This window comes from Bradyrhizobium sp. BR2003, from assembly GCF_009720285.1.
Lineage (GTDB): Bacteria > Pseudomonadota > Alphaproteobacteria > Rhizobiales > Xanthobacteraceae > Bradyrhizobium > Bradyrhizobium elkanii.
In genome coordinates this window covers 153,977-173,014 of the sequence record NZ_SMYJ01000048.1, presented here as the reverse complement: position 1 = coordinate 173,014, position 19,038 = coordinate 153,977, and the positions used below count along the sequence as shown (strand labels likewise).

At 62.9% G+C, this 19,038-nt stretch carries 24 protein-coding genes; 4 read left to right on the top strand and 20 right to left on the bottom strand.

Translation table 11 applies throughout. The features are described from left to right. Positions 1 to 51: 51 nt before the first annotated feature. Positions 52 to 873 (top strand): formate dehydrogenase accessory sulfurtransferase FdhD, encoded by an 822-nt coding sequence (gene fdhD, locus E2I15_RS37595; protein ID WP_137476799.1) that lies wholly within the window; start codon positions 52 to 54, stop codon positions 871 to 873. A gap of 113 nt (positions 874 to 986) precedes the next feature. Here fdhD and E2I15_RS37590 read toward each other — a convergent pair whose 3' ends face one another. From E2I15_RS37590 to E2I15_RS37560, 7 genes are all read right to left on the bottom strand, one after another. Continuing rightward, on the bottom strand, positions 987 to 1,694 hold the full coding sequence (locus E2I15_RS37590; protein ID WP_137476798.1) for a MauE/DoxX family redox-associated membrane protein: 708 nt from the start codon (positions 1,692 to 1,694) through the stop codon (positions 987 to 989). Between the two features lie 49 nt (positions 1,695 to 1,743). Continuing rightward, positions 1,744 to 1,890 (bottom strand): hypothetical protein, encoded by a 147-nt coding sequence (locus E2I15_RS37585; protein ID WP_155262777.1) that lies wholly within the window; start codon positions 1,888 to 1,890, stop codon positions 1,744 to 1,746. A gap of 20 nt (positions 1,891 to 1,910) precedes the next feature. Continuing rightward, complete coding sequence (locus tag E2I15_RS37580) at positions 1,911 to 2,213, bottom strand: plasmid stabilization protein (protein WP_137476797.1); 303 nt, start codon at positions 2,211 to 2,213, stop codon at positions 1,911 to 1,913. Between the two features lie 71 nt (positions 2,214 to 2,284). After that, positions 2,285 to 2,527 carry a hypothetical protein gene (locus E2I15_RS37575; RefSeq protein WP_155262776.1) on the bottom strand — a complete coding sequence of 81 codons (243 nt, stop codon included), beginning with the start codon at positions 2,525 to 2,527 and terminating at the stop codon, positions 2,285 to 2,287. Between the two features lie 119 nt (positions 2,528 to 2,646). Next, complete coding sequence (gene budC, locus E2I15_RS37570; protein ID WP_137476796.1) at positions 2,647 to 3,411, bottom strand: meso-2,3-butanediol dehydrogenase; 765 nt, start codon at positions 3,409 to 3,411, stop codon at positions 2,647 to 2,649. A gap of 9 nt (positions 3,412 to 3,420) precedes the next feature. Beyond that, positions 3,421 to 3,594: a hypothetical protein gene (locus E2I15_RS37565; protein WP_155262775.1), complete on the bottom strand. Its 174-nt coding sequence runs from the start codon at positions 3,592 to 3,594 to the stop codon at positions 3,421 to 3,423. A 40-nt stretch (positions 3,595 to 3,634) separates the two neighbouring features. Next, positions 3,635 to 3,991 (bottom strand): PRC-barrel domain-containing protein, encoded by a 357-nt coding sequence (locus E2I15_RS37560; RefSeq protein WP_137476991.1) that lies wholly within the window; start codon positions 3,989 to 3,991, stop codon positions 3,635 to 3,637. 1,052 nt (positions 3,992 to 5,043) lie between these two features. Between E2I15_RS37560 and E2I15_RS37555 the strand changes: the two genes are divergently transcribed. Continuing rightward, a complete protein-coding gene (locus E2I15_RS37555; RefSeq protein WP_137476990.1) occupies positions 5,044 to 5,307 on the top strand; it encodes a helix-turn-helix domain-containing protein in 264 nt (87 codons plus the stop codon). Positions 5,308 to 5,423: 116 nt separating this feature from the next. On the opposite strand, the gene E2I15_RS37550 is transcribed toward E2I15_RS37555, so the two are convergent. The 10 genes from E2I15_RS37550 to E2I15_RS37505 form a co-directional block, all read right to left on the bottom strand. Next, a complete protein-coding gene (locus E2I15_RS37550) occupies positions 5,424 to 6,752 on the bottom strand; it encodes an amidase family protein (protein ID WP_137476794.1) in 1,329 nt (442 codons plus the stop codon). A 21-nt stretch (positions 6,753 to 6,773) separates the two neighbouring features. Next, positions 6,774 to 7,457, bottom strand: a complete 684-nt coding sequence (locus tag E2I15_RS37545) for a DUF2848 domain-containing protein (RefSeq protein WP_137476793.1) — start codon at positions 7,455 to 7,457, stop codon at positions 6,774 to 6,776. Next, on the bottom strand, positions 7,441 to 8,133 hold the full coding sequence (locus tag E2I15_RS37540; protein WP_137476792.1) for an ABC transporter ATP-binding protein: 693 nt from the start codon (positions 8,131 to 8,133) through the stop codon (positions 7,441 to 7,443). Before E2I15_RS37540 ends, E2I15_RS37545 begins: the two co-directional genes overlap by 17 nt. Then, positions 8,133 to 8,879, bottom strand: a complete 747-nt coding sequence (locus tag E2I15_RS37535) for an ABC transporter ATP-binding protein (protein WP_137476791.1) — start codon at positions 8,877 to 8,879, stop codon at positions 8,133 to 8,135. Before E2I15_RS37535 ends, E2I15_RS37540 begins: the two co-directional genes overlap by 1 nt. Next, positions 8,876 to 9,799, bottom strand: coding sequence for a branched-chain amino acid ABC transporter permease (locus tag E2I15_RS37530; RefSeq protein ID WP_137476790.1), 924 nt, complete (start codon positions 9,797 to 9,799; stop codon positions 8,876 to 8,878). Before E2I15_RS37530 ends, E2I15_RS37535 begins: the two co-directional genes overlap by 4 nt. Continuing rightward, positions 9,799 to 10,698: a branched-chain amino acid ABC transporter permease gene (locus tag E2I15_RS37525; RefSeq protein ID WP_137476789.1), complete on the bottom strand. Its 900-nt coding sequence runs from the start codon at positions 10,696 to 10,698 to the stop codon at positions 9,799 to 9,801. Before E2I15_RS37525 ends, E2I15_RS37530 begins: the two co-directional genes overlap by 1 nt. A 47-nt stretch (positions 10,699 to 10,745) precedes the next feature. After that, the gene (locus E2I15_RS37520) at positions 10,746 to 11,993 is read right to left on the bottom strand and encodes an ABC transporter substrate-binding protein (protein ID WP_137476788.1); all 1,248 of its coding nucleotides are present in this window, start codon (positions 11,991 to 11,993) and stop codon (positions 10,746 to 10,748) included. A 198-nt stretch (positions 11,994 to 12,191) separates the two neighbouring features. Beyond that, on the bottom strand, positions 12,192 to 12,572 hold the full coding sequence (locus tag E2I15_RS37515; protein ID WP_137476787.1) for a cupin: 381 nt from the start codon (positions 12,570 to 12,572) through the stop codon (positions 12,192 to 12,194). Between the two features lie 16 nt (positions 12,573 to 12,588). Continuing rightward, positions 12,589 to 14,058, bottom strand: coding sequence for a 4-hydroxyphenylacetate 3-hydroxylase family protein (locus E2I15_RS37510; RefSeq protein WP_137476786.1), 1,470 nt, complete (start codon positions 14,056 to 14,058; stop codon positions 12,589 to 12,591). A gap of 20 nt (positions 14,059 to 14,078) precedes the next feature. After that, positions 14,079 to 14,597, bottom strand: coding sequence for a flavin reductase family protein (locus E2I15_RS37505; protein ID WP_137476785.1), 519 nt, complete (start codon positions 14,595 to 14,597; stop codon positions 14,079 to 14,081). Between the two features lie 151 nt (positions 14,598 to 14,748). On the opposite strand from E2I15_RS37505, the gene E2I15_RS37500 reads away from it, so the two are divergent. After that, entirely contained in the window at positions 14,749 to 15,354 is a 606-nt protein-coding gene (locus tag E2I15_RS37500) for a MarR family winged helix-turn-helix transcriptional regulator (protein WP_137476784.1), read from the top strand. 187 nt (positions 15,355 to 15,541) lie between these two features. Further along, entirely contained in the window at positions 15,542 to 16,462 is a 921-nt protein-coding gene (locus tag E2I15_RS37495; RefSeq protein ID WP_137476783.1) for a LysR family transcriptional regulator, read from the top strand. Positions 16,463 to 16,488: 26 nt separating this feature from the next. Here the strand turns inward: E2I15_RS37495 and E2I15_RS37490 are convergent, their stop codons facing one another. The 3 genes from E2I15_RS37490 to E2I15_RS37480 all read right to left on the bottom strand — a co-directional run bounded on the left by E2I15_RS37490 (position 16,489) and on the right by E2I15_RS37480 (position 19,037). Then, positions 16,489 to 17,265 (bottom strand): esterase/lipase family protein, encoded by a 777-nt coding sequence (locus E2I15_RS37490; RefSeq protein WP_137476782.1) that lies wholly within the window; start codon positions 17,263 to 17,265, stop codon positions 16,489 to 16,491. Between the two features lie 69 nt (positions 17,266 to 17,334). Beyond that, positions 17,335 to 18,132, bottom strand: coding sequence for an SDR family NAD(P)-dependent oxidoreductase (locus E2I15_RS37485; protein ID WP_137476989.1), 798 nt, complete (start codon positions 18,130 to 18,132; stop codon positions 17,335 to 17,337). A 308-nt stretch (positions 18,133 to 18,440) separates the two neighbouring features. Next, entirely contained in the window at positions 18,441 to 19,037 is a 597-nt protein-coding gene (locus E2I15_RS37480; protein WP_137476781.1) for an adenylate kinase, read from the bottom strand. Position 19,038: the final 1 nt, after the last annotated feature.

Sequence of the window (19,038 nt, the reverse complement as noted above, 5' to 3'; positions counted from 1 at the left end):
AGGAACATAGCATCCACTCGCGCGTCGATACGTCGTCGCTGGACGGACCTCATGCACGGCTCCCACTTCGCGCAGCGCGATTGCGCGTACGAATCGACAGTGAAACTGCCGCGCCTGACCTCGAACGGGACGCAGGACGAACGGGTGGTGGCCGAGGAATGCCCCGTCGCGCTCGTCTATGACGGAACAACTGTCGCCGTCCTGATGGCCACGCCTTCCGATTTGACCGATCTCGCGCTCGGGTTCAGTCTGACGGAAGGAATTATCGAAGATGTTGGCGAGATCGCGGAACTGTCGGTCGTTCCCGGCTTGGACGGCATTGAGGTCCGAACCTGGTTGCGCCCGGGTGCGGGGCGTCTCCTGAAGGATCGGCGCCGGCGACTGGTTGGCCCGACAGGCTGCGGCTTATGCGGCATCGAAAGCCTCGCCGAGGCCAACCGGACACGCCGCCCCGTTGAGCGGCGGATCAGCCTCACGCCGGAACAGATCCGGATGTCGATCGAAAGTCTTGGCGAAGCTCAAGTTTTGAACCGCGCGACCCGCGCTACTCACGCCGCCGGCCTTTTCAGACCCGGCGATCATGACATGATCCTGCGCGAAGACGTCGGGCGCCACAATGCGCTCGACAAGCTCGCTGGCGCGCTGGCATCTGAGGGCATTTCCGGCCGCACTGGCGCCGTCGTTCTCACGAGCCGGATATCGGTCGAGATGGTGCAAAAGGCCGCTGCGATCGATGCCGGATTCGTCATCGCAGTCTCCGCGCCAACTGCGCTTGCAATTCGCACCGCTCAAGCTGCCCAGGTGACGTTGATCGGAATCGCACGCGGAAGTGATTTCGAGATATTCAGCCATCCTGCCGGAGTTCTTCGTTGAGGTGCCGAAACGGCCTCGGCGCAAGGCACTTGCGCTTACGGCCTCCCAAGCCGGGTAAATAACGAAGAGGCGGCCGCGCTTGCATGACAGGCTTCGCTTGCCGTCTTGGACGATTACCGAATCGCCATCCACAGGGCCATAGCCACCATCATGAGATTCTCGGTCAGCGAAATGAAGCCGAGAGGGACCTTGCTGTCGCCACCGACGCAAGCGCATTTGAGTTCGCGTCGATCCACGTAGACCGTCTTGAAAACCGAAACCGCCCCGCTGCTGCCGATGACAAAGGCGATCGGAATGGCGATCCACTTCAGCGGGCCGCCCGCGATCATCAGGACGCCGGCGATCACCTCACCAAACGGGTAGATGTACGCATATCGCACATACCGCTGGGCCAGGAGATCGTAACCCAGGAACATGTTCGAGAAGGTCTCGAGGTCGCGCAGCTTCAGGATCGCGAGGATGCACATGCTGAAGGCAACGAACCATTCTGCGGCGCGCAGAGTAGCCAAGGTTCCGCTCGCGGCCCAGGTCGCTGCCAGAGCCATCGCCAGCGCTGTTGCAAAGACCGCGATGACGGGTTGATAGCTGGTCGCCACCGGATCGGCGACCGGTTCATGGAAATAGCGGCGGAGATCGTCGTAGCCACCAACTCGGTTGCCGCCGATGAAGGTCTGGGGCGTTGTGTCGACGCCTTCGCGCGCCATGTACGCGTCAGTCTCGGCTCGGCTCTTGAGCTGGTGATCCTCAATTTCGAACCCTCGGCGCTCGAGGAGGTCAAGCGACTTGAGGCCGAACGGACAGATGTGCTCCGGCGTCACCATTCGGTATAGCGCCGCGGATTTGGTACGCCTCTGGTCCAATGTCCGCTCGCTAAGTCTGATTCCTGCGATACCGCTCGCGCGTAACTTCCTCCGCCACGTGATCCAACGCGCGGTTTCGATAGCGATAGCTCAAGGTGCCGTAGATCAAGGCCGCCAATAGTACGAACGCTCCCATGAAATAGACGATTTCGCCCATCTCGATCTCCCTCGACGAATTCAGGCGGCACGCCGCTTTCGGGTTTTCGCGGCCTTCTTCGCCGATCGCGACCGTTCCGCCGCCGGCCGTTTGGCCGACGCGGCGCCGCCGAGTCGCCCGCCCTTGCGCGAGGGAGAGTGATCCTCTTTCGTAACGCGGCCGGCCCCGCTCTTCTTGCCCCCGTGCGTTTCCTTGTTCACAGTTGCCCAGGCACGCCGCTCGGCTTCCTTTTCCGGAACGCCGCGGCCTTCGTAGCCTTCCTCGATGTGTTCGGCCTGGCGTTTCTGCTTGTCGGTGTAACTCGATTTGTCACCACGGGGCATGGTCGCCTCCATTTACGTTATTGACGCAACGAACTCACGCCGCCTCGCTTTAGCGAGGCGGCGTCTCTGGCTCACTTCTCGGGATGGCCGCTGCCGGGCGGTGTGGTCTTCGGCGTCTTGCCGTCCTCCACCCTGCCTTGGTTGCGCAGGTCGCGACCTTCCTGAGCCTTGCGTTGGCTTTCCGGCGATTTGCCGTGCTCGTTCAACTCTTCCTTGATGTAGTCGGCACCTTCCTTGATCTCGCCCTTGACGCTAATTCCGTGCTCTCCCGATTGATCTCTAATCGATGAATTTGGAACGCTTAGACGACCCATTGGCTCCTATCGGGCTTCGCCCTCAATGTGGCGCCAGTTTGAGTTGGCGGAACAATTCCGTTTACGGGCCAATGCGCGGCATGTCCGCAAGGGAGTGGAAACGACGATCCTGCCTGCCGCTACTGCGGCGGCTGACCGTTCGATGCGGACACGCCGCCATCCACCGCGACGTTCGCGCCGGTCATGAAGCTGGCGTCCTCGCTCGCGAGAAAGGCGATCACGGCCGCGACTTCCCGAGGCTCGCAGACGCGGCCCAGCGGAATCCGCTCGGCGAACTTCGCGAGCAAATCCTTGTCGCCCATCATATCCTCGGTCATACCGGTGCGCGTCAGGCTGGGGCAGACCGCGTTCACGCGAATGCCCTTCTTGCCGAGGTCCATCGCGAGCGCGCGCGTCAGATTGACGACAGCACCCTTCGCGGCGTTGTAAGGGCTCATCTCCCAGTCGCCGCCCGTCCCGGAGACCGATGCAGTGTTCACGATAGAGCCCTTGGTCTTTTCGAGATGACGGATGGCGGCGCGGCAGCCGAAGAATACGCCGTCGGCATCGGTCGCCATCACCTTGCGCCACTGCTCGTTCGTGATTTCGGCCGGATCGCCGCCTTCGTGAACGCCCGCATTGTTCACCAGCACATCTAGTCGACCGAAACGCTTCACGGCCGATGTCACCATGTCGTCCACGGCCCGCGAGTCCGACACATCGGCGATCTGCATGAGCGTGCGGTCGGATGGGAGCTCGCCGGCGACCTTTTCGAGCGCCTTGCCCTCGCGATCGACGAGCACGACTTTCGCGCCTTCGGACGAAAAGCGGCGCGCCGTCGCCTCGCCGATGCCAGACGCCGCGCCCGTCACGATGACGACCTTGCCTTCGAAGCGATCCTTCATGTCGATATCCTAATCGTCCTTGTTGAGGCTTTCGCCGTCGTCAAGTCCGAGCGTCCCGCCGTCGCCATGCTCGAGGTCGCGATCCTTGCCTTCCGTCTTGTCGGCGTCCTCGACGACGGCCTGTCCCATCTCGCGCTCCCGATCCTTGTCGGGCTTGGCGGGCGACATCTTCTTCGTGCTCAAATCGCGGTCTTCTTCTCACACGTGTTTTGCGCGGGACGCGTCAGAAACCGGCATAATAATCATTGACCGCTCTTGCGCGTCCTGGATCATTCCAGTCCCAAGCATTGTCGTTGCCGTACTTTGGCGCGCCCTTGAGCCTGTCGGCGGTGAGACTGGTTCGGTATCCGCCGAGGCCGGTGTCGTATTTCAGCGATTGCCAAGGCAGCGGATAGTGATCGTCGCCGATGCCGAGAAAGCCGCCGAAGCCAAGAACTGCATACGATACCTGGCCGCTGATCTTGTCGATCATCACGCGCTCGATCGAACCGATCTTTTGGGCGTCGGCGCCGTGGACGGCGGTGCCTTCGACTTTGTCGCTGCCGATCAGTGTTCCTGTTTCCCGTCGTTCCGTTTCCATGGTGGGCTCCGCTTTGGATTGTCGATGAAGGACAACCATGTCCGACATGGCCTCGTTCCTATGCGTCAGCGCGTGCTCTGCTGATGGCGCACCGGGGCAGTCCTTGGACCTGCAGCCCCGTCGCAGGCGTGACTTCGCTGCATTCGGTGGTGCGCGAGGAACGGGCCGCGTATCTCGGCGTTGCGGGTTCAGGTCCCTCATCGAGCGTGAGCGGAAAACAATTCCAGGAGGAGACACGACATGAGGTGGACCTCGGCTACCCTCGCGATCGCGTTCATTCTTTCTACGGCGTTTGCGTTTGCCCAGACGAGTAAGTCAGACGTTTCGGGGGCACCTAGCGCGCAGAGTTCAGGCACGGGAATAGCCGGTCAGCCCGGCGGAAAAAGCGGTCCCGCAGCCAAACCCGGCCAAATGGTTGGCGCCTCCGGCGACGCTCAGCGCAATTCGACTGTCCAGCAGCAGGACACGTCAAATGTCAAAGGCCTGCCGGGCAACAAGAGTGGGCCTGCTATTAAGGAGCCGGACCGCAAGTAATCCCGCGGTTCACGAGGGCGCGGACCGTTCTCGCGCGCTCGGCGTCTGTCTCAGCGGGGAGCCAGAGCTAGTCCCGATTCGGTCCAAGCCCTTGTGGAAGCCGGAGCGGCAGCGGGCGCTGTCGGGAAGCCGCGCACTTATTTTTTGCCAGCTAATACGGATCTCACGTTGCTGGTATTTGTGCTGGTATCGGCAGCAACTAACAGACAAAATGACATAAAATTCAGATGGTTACGGGAATGAGCGACTGCCGGCCAGGGGCACCACGAAAAATACCAATAATAACAATAACTTAAATCGTTGGCTCGATTCCGGTTTTCACGGCAGAGTTTTCGCGACACGTTGAAAACACCCGTAAAAATTCACCGCAGCCGTCCGGTTTGCTGGCATTTTTGCTGGTATCGCGCAAACAAACATTCACGGCGAATTTCGTTATTCCCGAATGAAGGAATTGAGCTGATGGCCCGCAAGTACGATGGCGCGAGCGCGAATCTCGAGCGGATCAGGATCGACGTCGACTGCCGCGCCGCTCATCCGAAATTGGACTTGATCACGAAGCGCGCCAAGCCGACTTCGGCATCGGAAACCTGCGCGCGTTCCGGCCCGGCGTCGATGCGCTCGGCAATGGCGAGACAGCCGAGCGAACCGGCCTGCCGCGCTCTTCGGTCAGCCGCCTGACGAAGACGCTGGTCCCGTCCGGCGGGCTCGACGAAGACCTCGCCCGGGCGCGCCTGTCTCGCGGCTTGTCACGCACGAAGGCCCCATGTCCGACCTTGGATTGAATCAGCCCGCGCTTCCCGCTGCCTGCGCGATGGCCGCCAGGATCCGGTCACCTGTCGCGCCCCCGCCACGACCTCTCCAATCAATCATAGGTCGACGACCCTTTCGCGCGAAAAGGCTAAAGAGCATGCGAATAGCTTCGAAGCATCGTCTCCACACTGGATGCGATCTCTAGCAAGTGCCGATCGGCGTTCCTGCGACCGATCAGCATCAGTCCGGCGGGAAGATCGCCTGCCGGCAGAGGCAGTGAAATCGACGGGCAGTCGAGCATGTTGGCGACACGAGGATTGCGCAGCACGAGCGCATTGAGCTGATGGAACGCGGTGTCGTCCGCAACAGAGGAGAGAAGCGGCGCACGGATTGGTACCGTCGGCAGGATGAAAACCTCATTGTTGCCGAAAGACTGTTCAAAGGAACGGATCGCAGCCTGCCGGAGCCGCACCATGCGGACATAGTCCGTGCCGAGGATGCCGGCCCCGGCTTCGATGCGTAGGCGCGTTCGAGGATCGACACCGTCCAGATCCGAGAGCCCCAAACTGCGCAAGGTTGCGCCGACCTCGATCGATGGGAACGTGCCGATCCTGTCGATTCGTGCGACATCATCGAGTGCCGCCTCGATTGATCCGTCCTTGATCTGCAAGCCACCTGACCGAAGCCGCTCCATGGCATTCTCGAACGCGCTGATCACCTCGGGTTCACAGCGGTCAAACAGGCGTCCGCGGGCCACGATGAGACGGAAAGTGCCTGGAGGGGCTGCCCTTAGCCGCGGCGGCGCGCCTTCCCCGGAAAGCACCTGGTCAGCCACGAAGCAGTCTTCGACGTTCGAGGCGATCGGACCGATCGTGTCGAGGCTCGATGACAATGAGAACGCGCCGGTGGTCGGCACGAAGCTGCTGGTGGGCTTGAAGCCGACCGCACCCGACAGCGCGGCCGGGATTCGGATCGAGCCACCGGTGTCGCTGCCGATGGCGATATCGGCCATGCCGCCAATCACGGATACCACAGCGCCCGACGACGAACCTCCGGAAACGCGGGTGCGGTCTCGCGGATTGGCCGGCATCCCGTCGTGCGGGTTCGTACCGAGCGCGGAGAAGGCAAACTCGGTCATCTGCGTCTTACCGATGACGATGGCGCCCGCAGCCCGCAACCGTTTCACGACTTCAGCGTCCTCAACGACGGGCGGCAGATGACGCAGCACAGCAGATCCAGAGCTCGTGACCGTTCCGGCGACGTCAAACAACGCCTTCACCGAAACGATGCGGCCATCGAGCTGACCGCGAGAGCGACCTGTGGCGGCGCGCCGGTCCGCGGCCTCAGCCTCCCAGCGGGCGTTATCCGCGAGCACAGTCGTGAAGACGTTGTTTGCTTCCGGCGAGCGGATGCGCGCAAGGGCAGCCTCCAGCCGGGCAACGGCAGAAGGGTACGATCGCTCCTTTGTTGCTGTCATGACACCGTTTGCCGAAAGGGATCAGGAGACGACTGGCAGGACGTCGACGTCGTAGCTGTGGGTCAGGGACCGGTTAAGGACGGGATCCTTCAGCTCCATCTCGAAACGCGTCCCCGGCCGAATGCCGCCGATCGCGCCCGGCGTGCCGCAAAACATCAGTGTGCCGGCTGGTAACATGTCCTTCCCGGCGTAGCGCCGCACGAGATCGCGCGGCGTCCTGAGCGAGGAGACCGGACTATCCTGATAGAGCACCCGTTTCCCGTCGATCGTCGTCCACGATCGAAGGACCAGCTCATCCCAATGCCCCTCAACATCAGCATATGACCAGAGCTGTGGGCCGACCGGCTTGCCGCACAGCTGCTTCGAAACTGCGATGCCCGAAGCTTCCGCCTTGCGGTCGGTATGATCGGAGCCGATGCCGACCCAGAGCCCATCTGTCATGGCGACAATGACAGGCTCGACCTCGCCGGAACTATCCGGACCAAGGACGGTCAACCGGCTTTCCTGGGTCAATGTTTGCGCCGCGACGCGGTAGTAGAGCGGGGTCGTCGAGGGGCGCGGAATGCCGAGCGCGGCGAGCTCCTCGATATGATGCTCGATCGCCGCGGCGTCCCTGCCCGCCCAGCCAGCGATGACGAGGGCCTCGATATCGATACCTATCCGGTCCGTCCGGTTATTTGCGAGGCGGTCAAATCTCAAGAACATGGAATTCCTTCTCCCTCGTCCAGTTGCCCAGGACTTCGCCGCGCTCGATCTGCAGCGTCCTGTCGGCGATCCGGTCGAGCAGTGCGGGCGATGACTCAGTAATCAGCATGGCAAGCTCCGGCCGGTGCTTGCGCAATTCGCCGAGCGTCCGCGCATAGTCGAGCGCGAGGGCGGGCGCCAAGCCCTGGAAGGGCTCGTCGAGCAGTAGGACCTTACGCGCCACTGTCAGCGCGCGCCCCAGCGCAACCATCTTGCCCTGCCCTCCGGAAACGCCGGCCGCGGGCCTGGAGCGCATCACGTGCAATTCGGGCAGCAGGTGGTAAATCTCGTCGAGCCTGCGCCCGATCTCGGTACGGTCGAGCTTCAGCGCCAGTGCCGGAAGGCGAATGTTCTCCTCCACGCTGAGGTCCGGAATCAGGCGCCGGTCCTCCGGCGCATAGCCAATTCCGGCACGGGCACGGGTATAAGCAGGCCTGCTGCCTAGATCGTCGGCATCGAGGCGGACCGAACCCTCGTCCAGCGCGATGAGGCCCATGATTGCGCGCAGCATTGTCGTCTTGCCGGCACCATTGCGCCCAATCAATACCGTCGTCTTGCCCCCGATGATCTCGCAACTGACGGCGCGCAGCACGCGGACGCCCTCGATCGAGACGCTGACCTTGTCGAGACTTAGCATCAGGCCACCCCTACGACACGTTGGCGGACTTGCGCATTGCTGAACACCTCGTCGGGCCGGCCCTCGGCCATGATGTTGCCGGCGTTCCACACCAGGACGCGGCTCGCGTAACGCGCGACCACGTCCATGTCGTGCTCGACGAACAGGGCCGTGATGCGGCGCTGGTGCAGCGCCCCCATCAGCGCCTCCATCAACGGAAAGCGTTCGAGGGCGCTCACGCCGCTGGTGGGTTCGTCGAGCAGCAGCAGCCGCGGCTTCAGCGCCAATGCAACCGCTATGTCGAGCAGCTTGCGATGTCCTTCGGGAAGCGTGCTACCGATCCGGTCGGCATCCTTGGCGAGCCCGACGAGGTCAAGCAATGCCATTGCCTCGTCACGTCGCGTCGCAGTTTCGAGCGGCTGGACCGCGCTCCACAGACCTTCCGTTGCCGCCAACGCCAGCATCATGTTGTCGATCACGCGCTGTGCGGAGAAGAGCTGCGGGATCTGGAATGCGCGGGCTACGCCGCGGCGCGCGATGGCACGTGGCGACAGGCGGGTGATGTCGTGACCGTCGAGCAGCACGCTGCCCGATCTCGGACGGATGTAGCCCGTGCAGATGTTCAGCAGCGTTGTCTTGCCGGCCCCGTTCGGCCCGATGATCGCGAGGAACTCGCCCTCGTTGACTGCGATGCTGACGTCGTCGGCGGCCTTGACGCCGTTGAAAGAGACGTGGAGGCGCTTGGCTTCCAGGATTGGACGCGTCATAGGATCGTCGCCTCCTTGCGCGCAAACAACCCATAGACCCCTTGGGGCATGAACATGATCACGATGATCAGCGTCATCCCCACGATCAAGTTCCAGGAATCCGTGACCGTCACGGCCGCGCTGTGCAGCAATTCCAGGAACAAGGCACCGATGAACGCGCCAGGAACGCCGCCGATGCCCCCGAGCACGGCGATCAGGACGAGGTGACCGGATGCGGTCCAGAACGCGAAATCCGGGACCACGCGACCGATCGCAAAACCGGCGATCGCGCCGCCAAGGCCGGCAAGCGCGGCCGAGACGACATAGGCGATCAGCAGGACCGCCCAGACCGGGATGCCCAGATATTCAAGCCGGATCTCGTTGGTGTGGACGGCCGAGAGCGCGTGACCGAGCGGGCTGTTCAGGTAACGCTGCACGGCAAGGCCGACCAGCACCATCAGTGCCAAGCTGAGATAGAACAGCACGGTCTTGAACGCCGGTTCGCCGAGCTCGACGCCAAACACCGCCGGGACCGGCACCGGCATGCCGTCGGTTCCGCCGGTGACGCCGTACAGCTTTGAGCACAACGTGTAAAACACCATGGAGACGGCAAGATTCAACATCGCGAAGAAGATCGCCCGATAGCGGACGAGGAACGATCCGGCGATGGCGCCAACGAGCGCCCCGCCCAGCACCGACAGGATCAGCAGCAGCCCAAGATCGTTAACGCCGGTGCGCGCCAGGAAAGCGACCCCATAGGCGCTCGCGGCAAAGAACATCGCATGACCGATCGAGATCAGTCCGGCGCGGAGCAGCACCGCGACGCCGAGTGCCGCAAACCCCTTGGCGATGGCAAGCGTCAACACGAATTGCAGCCAGGGCGCGGCGATGGGCAACAACGCCAGGACGAGAACCGCAGCAGTTGCAGAGATCGTTCGCATCATATCCTCCGCGCCGTCACCGATCCGAACAGGCCGTAGGGACGGATCAGGAGAACGACGAGCATCGCTGCATAGGGAGAAACAGCATCCAGCGACGGCGCCAGATAGATCGCCAGCACGCGTGCCAGTCCCACGATCAGCGAGGCGACGGCCGCCCCCTCGATTTGTCCGAGCCCTCCGATCGCCGCCACGGCGAAGGCGAGCACCATGGTATCGGCCCCGAGCCCCGGCGCGATGCCTGACGTAGGCGTCGCCAGCGCACCACCCAATGCCGCAAGGAACACGCCCAATGAGAAGGCGAGGATGAAGATCCGGTTGGTATCGATGCCGATCGACTGCGCCATCTCGCGGTCGGTGACGACGGCCGTGATCAGGCGACCAAGCCGGGTGTGGTTGATCAGGAACCGCAGGCCGCCGACCACGATGAGCGCCATCCCGATCAGCACGATCTGGTAGTTGAGATAGAGGACGCCACCGATTGAGGTGGTGCCGAGCAGTCGCATCGGCGCGTCTTCGTAGAAGGACTGGACGCCGAAGATCACGCGCTGGAGATCCTCCAGGATGAGGAACAGCCCGAACGTGATCAGGATCTGCACCGCCTCGGACTTGCCATAGGTCCAGCGGACCAGGCCGCGCTCGATCAGCGGACCGAATATCGCTGCTACGAACACGGCGCTGAACAGGAGCGCCAGGAACGATAGATACGGGTTGAGCTGGCGGCTCGCGATGAACAGGCAGATCGAGGCTGCGACATACCCGCCAATCGAATAGAGGCTGCCATGGGCGACATTGAGGACGCGAAGCACGCTGAAGACCAGCGTCAGGCCGACCGCCGCGAAGAAGATCAGCGCGGCGTTCGCCAGACTGTCCAACAGCAAGGGGATGATTGCGTTCAACATCGGCTATTGCCTTCCTTGACTGAAATCAGGGTGAACGTCGTCCCGCTCTATTTGTAGCTGCCGGGCCTCGGCAGGCTCTTGGCGAACTCGGGCTTGAGCGTCGAAATCCAGGCGAGCGGATCCTGGCCGGCCTGCGGCATCAGACTATCGCCCTTGTAGCGGGCCATCTCGCCGATCCCGGGAAACTGCTGCGCCTGCGTCTTCACGGTGACGCCTACGATCTGGTCCACGAGGCCGTCATTGTCGGCGCGGGTCTGCGCCGTGCCGGTCAGGGTCTCGACCTTGCTGCCCTTCATGGCGGCGGCGAGTTCGGCACGCGTCGGCCATTTGCCGCCGTGCTTCTGCATCGCAGCCTCGTAGGCGGCTTTCACGTAGATCAGCGCGTTGGCCATCTTGATCGACGGAAACACCGGATACTCACCAAAGCGCGCCTTGTAGGCGTCGGCAAACTTCACTGTCTCGGGCTTCGCCTTGGCGTCCGGTGACATCCACCAGCCATCGCCTAGAACACCAACGATCACGCCGTCGGGCAACGGCACGCGTTGCAGCACCGTCTCGCCGAGTGCCAGGATGACCTGACTGGAGGTGAAGATTCCACGCGGTGCAGCCTGGCGAACGAAGTTTTCGAGATCGGCGCCCCAAAGATTGGAAAAAACGACATCAGGGCGTGCCGTGGTGAGGCGCGAGATTTCGGTCTGGTAGTTCGGCGAGCCGAGCTTCGGATAGAGTTCTGCAACGATCTCGACGTCGGGCTTCAGGGCTTTCAACGCCGCGGTGAAGATCTTTGCCGCGTCATGGCCGAATGCATAGTCCGGATTGATGATCGCGACCGTTTTCACATCGGGTTTGCGATCCAGCAGGTAGATCGCGTAGGCGATGAATTCCGGCACCGTGTTTCCGTTGGGGCGGAACACATATTTGCTCTTGCCGTCCATGAGCAACTGATGGGTGTCGCAGTTCCAGCCGACGGTAGGAACCTCGAGCTGTTCGGCGAGCGGCGCCAGCGCCAGGCAGTTCGCGCTCGACAAGGCCGCGACCATGACCTGGTTCTTCGCATCCCCCGCGAGCCGCCGGTATTCCGCGATTACGCCTTGCGCGCCCTGCGCCTCATCGACATAGGTCGCACTGACCGGAACGCCTCCGATACCGCCCTTTGCATTGATCTCGTCGATCATGAGGTCGGCGGCATTCTTGCCCGGCATACCGTAGGCTGCGGCGGGACCGGACGTGAACGTGAAGATACCCAGCCCCAGCGAACTCGGTTTTTCCTGCGCAGCGACTGGAGTTGTCGCCATGACGCCGATCGCGAGAGCGCCAACAAGACCATCGACAACCAACCGAAGATTGGGCTGCGGTAGCCCGCGCTCCAGCCTAAAGAGCAGCCCGAGCGACGATAGGCAACGCGCGGCTACGTTGGACATACCTTTGAACGCCATATTCCTCTTCCCCTTGGCCGGTCAATCGATGATGTTGGTGGCGATATCGAACTGGAGTCAGACCGGATCGAAGTAATGCATCTCCAGGAGCAGGCAGCCGTTGACGGATTTGAACGGGCCATGCGGCGCGTGCGGTGGGCGGCAGGCATAGGTATTCGGCGGAAAGCTCTGGCCGCCCTCGCCGTTCGCATCATTGCCGACGATCAGATCGCCCGAGACGAGATACACCTCTTCCCAATATTCGTGGGAGAACGGCGCGGTGGTGTAGACGCCGGGTGCGAAGCGCAGAAGCCGAGTACGCGTCCCGCGCCGGTTCTCCTCATCCAGTCCACCAGAGATGATCTTCTGCTGGATGCCGGCCGGATAGCCTGCCGGCACTTCCCAGCCGGAGGTCATGTCGAGCGTATGGAACTCGTCGTGCTCCTTGTTGACAGGCATGGATTGTCTCCCTGGATCAGGCGGCTTTGTTGGCGGTCGAGACGTCGTTGAGGTCGTAGGAATCGAGCATGGCCTGGACCAGCCGATCGGCGCCGGCCCAATCGTAAGTGCGATAGGAATGGCCCTTGGTGACGAAGGTCGCGCCGGCGTAGAACATCTCGTATTGCTGGTGGCGCGAGCCGAACTCGGAGCCCACGGCGTCCCAGGCGAGCTTGTAGAACTTGACGCGGTCATGCGAGTTGGCCTTCGGCGACTGCTGCGTCTTGCCGATGAGGGCCGCGATCTCGGGGTTGTCGAAGTCCGCAACCGATGAGGGCAGCATGATCATGCCGCCGCCGGCGAGCTCGCGCAGCGTATTGACGATGTGGGCATAGAGCTGCTGCGTCAGCACCTGCGCGGAATAGAGCGTGTGCCGGTCCGGGATGAAGTACGGGCCGACCTGCGCGCCCTTGGCCTCCATCGCCGCCACCAGGGCATCGACCATGCCGGTCTCGGCCGCGAGCTGGCCGAGCATTTCGCGCACCTGCGGGAATTGGGTGACGCCGTTCATGTCGGCTATCCGATGCGCAAGGCCGGTCAGGAATTTGAGCTTCACACTCAGGCGGACCATCGCCTGGTAGTTCTGATAGACGTGGCAGGGCGTCGCATGAAACTGCTTCTGGCACATTTCGACGTTGCCTTCGATGAAGACCCGGTCCCACGGCACCTTCACGTCATCGAAATAAAGAACCGAGTCGTTCTCGTCGAAGCGGCTCGACAGCGGGTTGTCGAACACTGCGCCGGCGGCATCCTCGTAGGATTTCCGCGACAGCATCTTGAGGCCCTTCGTGTTCATTGGGATCGCGAACGACATTGCGTAACGCTCTTCACCCGGACGCATCGGCTGGATGGTGGTGACGAAGACTTCGTCGGCGACCACTCCGCCGGTGGCGAGCATCTTTGCACCGCGGATCGTGATCCCTTCCGCGTCGCGGTCGACGACGCCGGCGGTGAGGAACGGATCGGCCTGTTCGGCTGCACCCTTGGAGCGATCGGCCTGTGGGTTGATGATGACGTAGGTGAGATAGAGGTCCTCGTCGCGGGCGTAGCGGTAGTAGCTCTCGAGCGCGCCGGCGCGGGCGGGATCGTAGGCCTTGAAAACGTCGAGCCCCATATACAGGCCGGAAATGCAGGACGCCACGTGGTCCGGGGCGCGACCCATGAAGCCGGCATGCAGAGCGGCCCATGCCTCGAGCGCCTTTCGACGCGTCACGAGCTCGGCATAGGAGGTCGGAAGCTGCCAGATACGGTTGGCCCGACCTGTGCCCGTGTCGAACGTCATGAGATCGACGTTCTCCTTGGCATTCGCAAAGTCGAACAGGCCCGCCATGGAGGTGGCGAGATTGCGGAAGGCATGGTGCGTCGTGACGTCGCCGACCGAGGCGCCATTGATGTAGATGGTCCGGCCGTCCTTCAGGCCTGACAGATATTCCTTTGCGCTACGCATCGCAGGTCTCCGGTTCAAAGCTAGTAGTGAATGGGAAGCGGCCAGGTCGGCTCGCGCTGGGTGTCATCGACGAGATCGCGGTATCGACCGCGGAAGAAGATAAGGGGAGCGGCGGCCTCGGCGCGGCTCGCGTGCCTGATGACACGGACGACGAAGATCACATGGTCGCCGCCCTCATAGATCGCGTAGGGCGCGCATTCGAAATGAGCCATCGCGCCGGAGATCAGCGGGGCCTCGGCATGGCCGACCGACGTCTTCACCTGGTCCCATTTGTTGGAGAGAGCGCGCGCGAACTGGTTGGAGATGTTTTCCTGGTCGCGCGCCAGGATGTTCACGGCAAAGCCCTTGGCTTCGAGCATCGCAGGCAGGCTGCGCGCCTTGCGGTCGACGCTGAAGAGAACGAGCGGCGGATCGAGCGAGACCGAGTTGAACGAGCTCATGGTCATGCCGATGAGCTCTTCCCCGTTGCCGCGCGCGGTCACCACCGCGACGCCGGTGGCGAATTCGCCGAGGGCACGTCTGAATGAACGATCCTCCATGGAACTCCGCCTTGCTTCTGACAGCGAATTATAATTCTCAGATAGCTTTCTGACAAAGCTATTTGAAAATGTCAAGCCCCCTTGCTGGACGGCCGCATGCGTGCTTCTTAGGCAAACCGCAAGGCCATGATTTGGCGTGGAGATTGACCGCGTGACCGATGCGCTTTTGACGGCGTCGAAACCCGAGTTGCTCGACAAGGAAGGCGACCGCACGCTTCGCGGCCTGCTCTACGACTATTTCGCGTTCGGACGCAGCCTGGAAGCCTGCCGGGAAATATTCGCAGGCTTCGTCGACCTGTCGCCGACCCAGTATCTGATCCTGATCGCGATCAAGAACTCGACTGCGGATGAGCCGATGGGCGTGAATCAGGTCGCCGAACGGCTGTACCTGAGCGGCGCCTTCGTCACCAACGAGATCAACAAGCTGGTATCGGACGGAATGCTCGAGAAAAGCCCCCATCCCGACGACGGACGGCGGGTGCAGCTTGCCCTCACCCAGCACGGAATGAGTCTATTGATCCGCCTTGCGGCCTTGCAGCGACCAGTCAACGACGCATTGTTTGGGACGCTGACGAGGGAGGAGTTCAAACTGTTATCTCACCTCCTATCTCGTCTTGCATCCAATGCCGACAATGCGTTGAAGCTCGCCGAACATGTTCGAGCGACCCTAAAATGTCAGGAGGAGGAGCAGCCCTCCGCGCTGAGCTTGCGAAATTCCCCCAACAAGCGACGGGTGAAGCGTGGGAGCAATCGATAGGATCCGCTCGGAGCACAGAACAGATGTCGGTTTTGCTCATGTCAGCGCGAGCGAGCCGGCCAATCCCGGATCGCGAATCCGATTTCCGACGCTGATCCGTTGTCGCGCGCCCACGTTCACGCGCTTGCATGAATGGCCATGCCATTGAATATTCGTTGTGCTGTTTGCAACGATCAGGACCACGCCGATGAACGCCAAGCTGGAGCCGCGCCGACTGCATTATTTCATGGAAGTGCTCAATAGCGGCTCCGTGCGCGGCGCCGCCGGCGCGCTCGGCATGGACGCCTCGGCGGTCAGCCGGGCGCTTGGCCTGCTCGAGAAGGAATATGGCGCGCGCCTGCTCGAACGACGGGGCCGCGGCGTTGCGCCGACCGACGCCGGCCAACTCCTGGCCGCCTACCTCCACCGCCAGCGGGGCGAACGACGGGCGCTGCTGGCGCAGATGGACAGCATCCGCAAGATCGAGTCGGGTCATATCGATCTCATGACGGGCGAAGGTTATGTCGACTGGCTGGCGAAGAGCAGCCTGTGCCGCTTCATGCAAAGCCACCCGAAGATCACGATCAGCCTCGACATCGGGAGCACCGACGAGATCGTCCAGCAAGTCGTGGACGAACGCGCGCATATCGGTGTCCTGTTCAATCCACCGCGCGACGATCGGCTGCGCTCGCATCATTCGCAGCCGCATCCGATCAAGGCCGTGGTGCCGCGCGGGCATCCGCTGACCAAACTCGGCCGACCGCTCAGGCTCGCCGACCTTGTCCCCTACCCCGGCGCCGCAATGCATCCCAATTTCGGCCTGCGCCAGCATGTCCAGGCCGCCGAGATCAGCGAGGGCGTCCGCCTCAATTTCGCGTTTACCACCGCCTCGTTCGACGCACTCGCCCATTACGTGATCGCCGGACTTGGCTATGCGCTGGCATCGCGCCTTGCGATGACGGAGGCCGATGCCGCTAAGGTGGTGGCACTGCCGATGAAGAACGCGCTGCTGCACCGCGGCCGCACCCACGTGGTCTCGCGTCAGGGACGTACGTTACCGCCCGCTGCGATGCAGCTGCTGCGGATGATGGTTGGGGAGATGCGGTCACCGGGAAGCGCTGCGCGGTAGCGTCAGGCAGCTGCGCCTTTGCGATCTCAATCGCGGCGCGTCGCTGTCGGAAACCAGATTGCGACCTGCAGAGGCGGACGAAACGGCTTCCAGGTCCCCGCCGGCTGAGCGAGGCGATCGGCAATCACCCACAGCGCGGGCGCATGAAAGCCAAGCCCCAAATGCGTCGTGTTCACCTCGACATTTTCGCGCTCCCCACCCTCCTGCTCCAGGCAGGCGCGCCACGCCACCACACCATCGGCACGGGTATAGATCGACGTTGTCGGCACAGGAATAGGTCGCGCGAGGCGACTGATCCGCTCGGCTGTTGGCGGCTCGTACTTCTGACCGGTCAGAAGCCGCCAGATCGCGCGGACGTTGCTCGCACCCGGCGCTGCGAACGGACTGCCGAGCGTGATGACCATCCGCACCGCCGCGGGGATTTGCCGCGCAACCTCGCGCGCAATGATGCCGCCGCGGCTCCAGCCGACCAGGCTGACCTTCGAGCCACCCTGCTTTTCGAGCTCGATGACTTGCGCCGCCACGGCGGAAAGGTCCGCATCCGGCGCGCGTACATTGCGGCCGCGGCCCCAGCCATGAACCTGATAGCCGAGGAACTCGAGGAATGAGCGTATGGCCAACGTCGACCGATCATCGGCGCCCAACCCGGGCAGCACCATGACCGGATGCCGCGGTCCCCGCGGCGCGGTCGCCAGGAGCGGCGCCGCCACGGCCAGCAGCGTCGGGATGTCGAGAAAGCCGCGCCCCTCCGCAGCAAGCAGGGCGAGCGAAGGTGGTTCGACGGTGTGCTCGTCACGTCCCATGAGTAGCGTCCGTTGTTGATGGTCAAGAATGGCCCATGCAACCGTGCATCGCCAGGCGAGTACGAGACGTCAGTTCGGCGGCCCGGCCTTTCCGAACACCCCGCCGATGGCCCGCAAGAGCCAACTCGGCTGATACTTGATCCATTGGACCGCCAGTTCGTTGGCAAGTCCCGCGACATGTACCGGCTTTCCCGCCATGCAAGCGCGGTAGCCCTCCTGTGCGACGGTCTTCGCATCCATGATCATCATGCTCGGCATGTTGCCGAGATTGGTGCCATGTACCATTCCGGTGTCCGTCACGCCGGGACACAACGTCGTCAGCGTGACCTTGCTGCCGCTCAATTCCTGGGACAACGCCTCGCCGAACGACAGCACATAGGCCTTTGACGCGGCATAGACCGCAAGATTCGGCACCGGCATGAAGGCCGCGACTGACGCAACGTTCAGGATCCGTCCGTGGTTGCGCTCGAGCATCGGCGCGAGGAACAGACGGGTCAATGCCGTCATGGCAACGACATTGACTTGCAGCAGCCGCAACTGGTCGTCGAGGCCGATTGCGCCGGCGGGTCCCTCGAACAGGAGACCGGCATTGTTCACGAGCAGGTCGACCCGCACGCCGGCGCTCTTCAGCGAATCGAACACCGCCTCCGGCGCTGCCGGCTCTCTCAGATCGGCGGCCACGATGGTCACCTTGGTGGCGTGACTGGTCTTGAGCTCGCGCGCGAGCTCCTGCACCTTGTCGCGGTTGCGCGCCAACAGCACGAGGCTGAAGCGATTGGCTGCGAGCACGCGCGCGAGTTCGAGTCCGATGCCGGCCGATGCTCCGGTCACCAGCGCGCATTGACCTTCGTTTCCCCTCACCGACATAAGGCGCCTCCCCTCGCTGCCGCACCGGTCTTGCGCCAATCCCCGGACCGCGCACGCGACGAGCCGCCTCCGCGCCAGGCGACGTTCGTCGCGCTGCGTCAGCTCGGCAGGCGTGCCGGCGCAGATCGGGTCGGCAGCATGTGTGTGGGAGACCCGCTCGATCGCCCGCAGCAAGGCTCTAGCCTGCTCGAACTGATCGGCCGTTTCGCTCACCTCACCAAGCGACTTGCGCAATGGCTCCAGTACCTCGATCCGGTCGGGATCGCCGGACAGTCGGGATCGCGGACCGCGGTTTTGCGTGGCCGGCATCACATCACCGAACGATCTTGGCCGATCGCCCTGACGACGTCGAGGGTGACGACCTCGACCGGCTGCAATCCGTCGACGGTTCTGAGAATATTCCGCGACCTATAATAGTCGACCAGTGGGGCGGTCTGCTCCTTATAGGCGTCGATACGCAGCTTGAGCGTTTCGTGATTGTCGTCGGCACGCACCGCGCCGCCCTGCTCTCTCGCCTCGCGGGCCCGCGTCTCGATCCGGTCCAACAACACCGTCTCGTCGGCCTTGAGCTCGACGACGTGGTCGATCGCAAGACCTTCGGTATCGAGCAGATCGTCGAAGCTGACCGCCTGGGCCATCGTCCGCGGGAAGCCGTCGAGCACAAAGCCACGCCTGGCATCCGCTTGCGAGATGCGTTCGATCACCGCGGCGATCACGAGTTGATCAGGAACGAGCCCACCATTCATCATGGTGTCCTTGACCTTCCGTCCGATGCCGGTGCCCGCATCGACCGCAGCACGCAGCATGTCGCCGGTCGAAAGGTGCGGTATGTCGTATTCCTCGACCAGGCGCTTCGCCTGCGTTCCCTTGCCCGCGCCAGGCGGCCCCAGCAGCACGACTCTCATC

Bases quoted from the DNA above. Each gene is read 5' to 3' on its own strand.
- fdhD (WP_137476799.1), top strand. From the start codon at position 52: ATGCACGGCTCCCACTTCGCGCAGCGCGATTGCGCGTACGAATCGACA.
- E2I15_RS37590 (WP_137476798.1), bottom strand. From the start codon at position 1,694: ATGGTGACGCCGGAGCACATCTGTCCGTTCGGCCTCAAGTCGCTTGAC.
- E2I15_RS37585 (WP_155262777.1), bottom strand. From the start codon at position 1,890: ATGGGCGAAATCGTCTATTTCATGGGAGCGTTCGTACTATTGGCGGCC.
- E2I15_RS37580 (WP_137476797.1), bottom strand. From the start codon at position 2,213: ATGCCCCGTGGTGACAAATCGAGTTACACCGACAAGCAGAAACGCCAG.
- E2I15_RS37575 (WP_155262776.1), bottom strand. From the start codon at position 2,527: ATGGGTCGTCTAAGCGTTCCAAATTCATCGATTAGAGATCAATCGGGA.
- budC (WP_137476796.1), bottom strand. From the start codon at position 3,411: ATGAAGGATCGCTTCGAAGGCAAGGTCGTCATCGTGACGGGCGCGGCG.
- E2I15_RS37560 (WP_137476991.1), bottom strand. From the start codon at position 3,991: ATGGAAACGGAACGACGGGAAACAGGAACACTGATCGGCAGCGACAAA.
- E2I15_RS37550 (WP_137476794.1), bottom strand. From the start codon at position 6,752: ATGACAGCAACAAAGGAGCGATCGTACCCTTCTGCCGTTGCCCGGCTG.
- E2I15_RS37545 (WP_137476793.1), bottom strand. From the start codon at position 7,457: ATGTTCTTGAGATTTGACCGCCTCGCAAATAACCGGACGGACCGGATA.
- E2I15_RS37540 (WP_137476792.1), bottom strand. From the start codon at position 8,133: ATGCTAAGTCTCGACAAGGTCAGCGTCTCGATCGAGGGCGTCCGCGTG.
- E2I15_RS37535 (WP_137476791.1), bottom strand. From the start codon at position 8,879: ATGACGCGTCCAATCCTGGAAGCCAAGCGCCTCCACGTCTCTTTCAAC.
- E2I15_RS37530 (WP_137476790.1), bottom strand. From the start codon at position 9,799: ATGCGAACGATCTCTGCAACTGCTGCGGTTCTCGTCCTGGCGTTGTTG.
- E2I15_RS37525 (WP_137476789.1), bottom strand. From the start codon at position 10,698: ATGTTGAACGCAATCATCCCCTTGCTGTTGGACAGTCTGGCGAACGCC.
- E2I15_RS37520 (WP_137476788.1), bottom strand. From the start codon at position 11,993: ATGGCGACAACTCCAGTCGCTGCGCAGGAAAAACCGAGTTCGCTGGGG.
- E2I15_RS37515 (WP_137476787.1), bottom strand. From the start codon at position 12,572: ATGCCTGTCAACAAGGAGCACGACGAGTTCCATACGCTCGACATGACC.
- E2I15_RS37510 (WP_137476786.1), bottom strand. From the start codon at position 14,058: ATGCGTAGCGCAAAGGAATATCTGTCAGGCCTGAAGGACGGCCGGACC.
- E2I15_RS37505 (WP_137476785.1), bottom strand. From the start codon at position 14,597: ATGGAGGATCGTTCATTCAGACGTGCCCTCGGCGAATTCGCCACCGGC.
- E2I15_RS37495 (WP_137476783.1), top strand. From the start codon at position 15,542: ATGAACGCCAAGCTGGAGCCGCGCCGACTGCATTATTTCATGGAAGTG.
- E2I15_RS37490 (WP_137476782.1), bottom strand. From the start codon at position 17,265: ATGGGACGTGACGAGCACACCGTCGAACCACCTTCGCTCGCCCTGCTT.
- E2I15_RS37485 (WP_137476989.1), bottom strand. From the start codon at position 18,132: ATGTCGGTGAGGGGAAACGAAGGTCAATGCGCGCTGGTGACCGGAGCA.
- E2I15_RS37480 (WP_137476781.1), bottom strand. From the start codon at position 19,037: ATGAGAGTCGTGCTGCTGGGGCCGCCTGGCGCGGGCAAGGGAACGCAG.